The sequence below is a fragment of the Trebonia sp. genome (assembly GCF_049794275.1).
Taxonomy (GTDB): domain Bacteria; phylum Actinomycetota; class Actinomycetes; order Streptosporangiales; family Streptosporangiaceae; genus Trebonia.
Window position 1 is genome coordinate 1 of the sequence record NZ_JBARCR010000450.1, and the last position, 4,513, is coordinate 4,513.

At 70.3% G+C, this 4,513-nt stretch carries 3 protein-coding genes and 1 riboswitch; all 3 genes read left to right on the plus strand.

Annotation, left to right across the window (positions count from 1 at the left end; genetic code table 11):
- Window positions 1-242: 242 nt before the first annotated feature.
- The 3 genes from WA805_RS12435 to WA805_RS12445 all read left to right on the plus strand — a co-directional run bounded on the left by WA805_RS12435 (window position 243) and on the right by WA805_RS12445 (window position 4,174).
- Window positions 243-773 carry a YbaK/EbsC family protein gene (locus WA805_RS12435; RefSeq protein ID WP_425242406.1) on the plus strand — a complete coding sequence of 177 codons (531 nt, stop codon included), beginning with the start codon at window positions 243-245 and terminating at the stop codon, window positions 771-773.
- Between the two features lie 67 nt (window positions 774-840).
- Window positions 841-1,032, plus strand: a riboswitch (M-box (ykoK) riboswitch).
- 287 nt (window positions 1,033-1,319) lie between these two features.
- Window positions 1,320-2,993, plus strand: coding sequence for an NRAMP family divalent metal transporter (locus WA805_RS12440; RefSeq protein ID WP_425242407.1), 1,674 nt, complete (start codon window positions 1,320-1,322; stop codon window positions 2,991-2,993).
- 5 nt (window positions 2,994-2,998) lie between these two features.
- Window positions 2,999-4,174: a CaiB/BaiF CoA transferase family protein gene (locus WA805_RS12445; protein ID WP_422326700.1), complete on the plus strand. Its 1,176-nt coding sequence runs from the start codon at window positions 2,999-3,001 to the stop codon at window positions 4,172-4,174.
- Window positions 4,175-4,513 lie beyond the last annotated feature (339 nt).

Consider the following 4,513-nt stretch of genomic DNA (forward strand, 5'->3'; position numbering starts at 1 on the left):
GAGTTGATGGTCGCCATCAGCACGCCGAGCGTGGTGTTCGACAAGGCGATCCACTTGTAGCGCGGACCGACGACGGGCTGGGCGTGGGCGGTGGTGGCGGTGGCTAGGCTGGCGGTCGAGGCGGGCGGCACTGCTGGGTTCCTCCATGGCGAGGGCGCTTCAATCGATTAGTTGCTTGATGCGAACTAATCATAACTCGGTTTTGTTCCCGGCGGCAGGCCGGCGTCTGGTTGGATGGTCGGATGAGCCTGCCGCTGTCGTTCGCGCCCGCGCTGTCGTCACCGTCCCTGCTCGCCCCGCCGGTGTACGCGGCGCTGCGCGAGTGGCCTGGTGCGGCCGAGATCCGCGTCGCGGCGATCGACCCGGCGCTGTCGGACACGGGGGCGTTCTGCGAGCGGTACGGCGTGGCGCCCGAGGAGTCCGCGAACTGCGTGGTGATCGCGGGCCGCCGCGGCGGCGAGACCTCCTACGCCGCGTGCATGGTGGCGGCGACCACCCGGGCCGACGTCAACGGGCTGGTACGGCGGCACATGGGGGTGCGGAAGGCCTCGTTCGGACCGGTGGATGAGGTCACGGCGCTGACCGGAATGGAGTACGGCGGGATCACGCCGATCGGGCTGCCCGGGCAGTGGGCGGTGCTGGTCGACGCGGACGTGGCGAAGCTCGGCAACGCGGTCATCGGCTCGGGGATCCGCGGGTCGAAGCTGTGGCTGCCCGGGCGGCTGCTGGCCGAGCTGCCGCGCGCGGAAGTGCTCCCCGGGCTGGGGGTCTGATCCCCTGACCTGATTGCCCTGGTTTGACAGGGGGGAATGTGAACGGGCATCCTTGGGTTCGTCAGGTTAGACACCTCGTTCGGTGAGGCGTCTTCACGGACACAGGCCACTGATCCCAACCGTCGAGAGACGCTCCGGATCAGGACACCTCTCCCCGGCCTAAGGGGTGAGGCCAAGTGGCTGCGCAAGCGACTGTGTTTCAGAAACAAGGGTCGCGCTACGCCGTGGAGTGCCAAAGCTCTTACGAGAGAGGTGACCACTCGGCCGCGGTTTCCCGCGGCGACTCGACGGTGCCCCTCGGCTGGTGTCGTGTGTTCTGGTGCGCTACGGCGCCACGGACGAAGGGAGGCGCGCGATGGACTCTGATAGTCCGGGCCGAAGTTGGCCCCTTCCGCCGCTATCCCTGTCAGCTCCTAGCACACGCTGACCCGCCTGCTCTGTTCGGCTAACTAGCCGCCTGCCGCCATGTCGTGGCGGTCCGCTGCGGGCGATTACGCGTGTGCCTCAATCCCGCTTTGGTGCAAAGCGTGAAAGGGGTGAATCTCCGTGACTGCAGTAGAAGTAGATGTCCGTCCCTCGGCGGTGCTCGACGACGCGCACGTCGGCGACATCCGTGGCGCCCTCGGCACGATCTCCGTCGGCGACCACGCCACCCGCACGACCCCGTCCGCCAAGCTGAAGACGCTGCTGGCGATCGTCGGGCCCGGGCTGATCGTCATGGTCGGCGACAACGACGCCGGCGCGTTCTCCACCTACGGGCAGGCCGGGCAGAACTACGGCACTCGCCTGCTGTGGACGCTGCTGCTGCTGATCCCCGTGCTGTACGTCAACCAGGAGATGGTGCTCCGCCTCGGCGCGGTCACCGGCGTCGGGCACGCGCGGCTGATCATGGCCCGGTTCGGCAGGCTGTGGGGCACGTTCGAGGTCATCGACCTGTTCCTGCTCAACGGGCTGACGATCGTGACCGAGTTCATCGGCATCACGCTGGCGGCCAGCTATCTCGGGGTGCCGAAGGTCGTGGCCGTGCTCTTCGCGGCCGGCGTGATCATCGCGACCGCGTTCACCGGCAGCTTCCGCGCGTTCGAGCGGGTCGCGATGACGTTCTGCGCCGGCTCGCTGCTGCTCATCCCGCTGTACCTGATGGCGCACCCGTCCGGCAGCCAGATGATGCACGGGTTCACCGTCCCCGGGCTGCCCGGCGGCGCGGGCAGCGGCGGCATGGCCGCCGTGATGCTGCTGGTGATCGGCATCGTCGGCACCACCGTCGCGCCCTGGCAGCTGTTCTTCCAGCAGTCCTACGTGATCGACAAGCGGATCACGCCGCGGTTCATCAAGTACGAGAAGGCCGACCTCTGGATCGGCATCGCGGTCGTGGTGCTCGGCGCCGCCGCGCTGATGGGCGCCACCGCCGCCGCGTTCGCGGGCACCGGGGCGGCCGGGCACTTCACCGACTCCGCCGGGCTCGCCCACGGCGTCGCTGCTTATGCGGGGCATTTCGCCGGCGCGTTGTTCGCCGTCGCGCTGCTCGACGCGTCCATCATCGGCGCGTTCGCCGTCTCGCTGTCGTCGGCCTACGCCATTGGCGACGTGCTCGGAATGAAGCACTCGCTGCACCGCGGCGTCGGCCAGGCCAAGGGCTTCTACGCCCTGTACGCCGCGCTGATCTGCGCCGCTGCCACGATCGTGCTCATCCCCGGCTCCCCGCTCGGGCTCATCACCGAGGGCGTGCAGGTCCTGGCCGGGGTGCTGCTGCCGGCGGCCACGGTGTTCCTGCTCATGCTGTGCAACGACAAGGCGGTGCTCGGCCCCTGGGTCAACTCCGCGAAGACCAACGCGTTCACCTCAGCCGTCATCGCGGCGCTCGTCACGCTGTCGATAGTGCTGGTCGCGTCCGTGATGTTCCCGGCAATCACGGCCACCCAGATCATCGCGATCGTGGCGGGCTGCGCGGCCGTCGCGGTGACGGCCGTCGGCTGGCTGGGGGTTCGGGGCATCCAGGGCATCCGGCGCCGCGGGCGGTCCGGACCTTCGGACGCCGACGACTCTGATGGGTCTGCAAAGGCTGACCGGATGATGTGGCGGATGCCGCCGCTCGCGGAGCTGGCAGTGCCGAAGATCACCGGCGCCCGCCGGGTCGGCCTCATCGCGCTGCGCGGCTACCTGGCGGTCGCGATGGTCATGGTCGTCCTCAAGGTCGTGCTGATGGCCGTGGCACACTGAGTGCCATGACCGACGCTGCCGGGCCGCTGACCGGGGTACGGGTTGTGGAGCTGGCGGGGATCGGGCCGGGACCGTTCTGCGGGATGCTGCTGGCCGATCTCGGCGCGGAGGTGATCCGGGTGGACCGGCCGGGCGGCCCGCCGTCGCCCGTCCCGCTGGACAAGGACGTCACCAGCCGCGGAAAGCGGCGGATCGTCGTCGACCTGAAGCACCCGCGCGGCGCCGAGGTCGTGCTGCGGCTCGCGGCGTCCTCCGACGCCCTCATCGAGGGTTACCGTCCCGGCGTCGCGGAACGACTCGGGGTCGGGCCCGCCGACTGCCTCGCCAGGAACCCGCGACTGGTGTACGGCCGGATGACTGGCTGGGGGCAGGACGGGCCGCTTTCCGGGGCCGCCGGGCACGACATCGCCTACATCGCGGTCACCGGGGCGCTGCACGCGATCGGCCGGGCCGGCGGCCCGCCGCAGGTGCCGGTGAACTACCTCGGCGACTTCGGCGGCGGCGCGCTTTTCCTCGCGCTCGGCGTGGCGGCGGGGCTTTTCTCTGCGCGGCAGACCGGGCGCGGCCAGGTGGTCGACGCGGCGATCGTCGACGGCACCGCGATGCTCCAGGCGATGACCTACGGACTGCTGGCCGACGGCGCGTGGACGGATTCGCGCGGCGTCAACAGGCTGGACACCGGCGCGCCGTTCTACGACGTGTACGCGACGTCCGACGGGTCTTACATGGCGGTAGGGGCGCTGGAGCCCCAGTTCTACGCCGAGTTCACCCGGCTGCTCTTCGCGCCGGAGGGAGTGCCCGCCGATCTGCCGCCGCAGTACGACCGCGCGGGATGGCCCTCGCTGCGGGAGCGGTTCGCCGCGCGGTTCGCGGAACGCTCCGCGGATCAGTGGGCAAAGATTTTCTCCGGAACGGACGCGTGCGTCGCCCCGGTCCGCACCATGACCGAAGCCCCTGCCGACCCCCAGCTCGCGGCGCGCGGCACGTTCGTGACGGTCGACGGCCTCGTCCAGCCCGCGCCCGCACCGCGGTTCTCCCCGGTACCGGGCAGCGCCCCGATCGCCGCGCTGCCGCCGGGCCGGATCGCCCGCCCCGGCGCGCACACCCGCGAGGTCCTCACCGCCGTGGGCTTCGACGACGTAGACGACCTGCTGGGCTCTGGCGCGATCTGGCAAGCGTAACGCGGCGCGGCTCGCTTCTTGCTGTTATCAGGCGCCTGTGCCGACTTAGGGCGCGAACGTCACCTCGGAATCGGGATAAATCGGACAAGAAACGTTCAGTTCGCGCCCTAAGTGCCCCGGCTGCGGCCGAGCCCGGCCGCTTCTTGCTGTTATCAGCGTCTGCCGGGGCGGCCTGGAAGATCGTGGGTAGTTAGGCGGGCCAGGGGCCCTATAAGTACCCACGATCCTGGCGATGGCACCGCTTCTTGCTGTTATTACCACGGGCGGCCGCGGAACGCGGGCAGGCGCAGGCGGGGGCGGGGCGGCGCCGGTGGGCGCGGGTCGGGTCGCGGTACGGGG

Excerpts from the sequence above, each read along its gene's own strand:
- WA805_RS12435 (WP_425242406.1), top strand. The coding sequence starts at position 243 with ATGAGCCTGCCGCTGTCGTTCGCGCCCGCGCTGTCGTCACCGTCCCTG.
- WA805_RS12445 (WP_422326700.1), top strand. The coding sequence starts at position 2,999 with ATGACCGACGCTGCCGGGCCGCTGACCGGGGTACGGGTTGTGGAGCTG.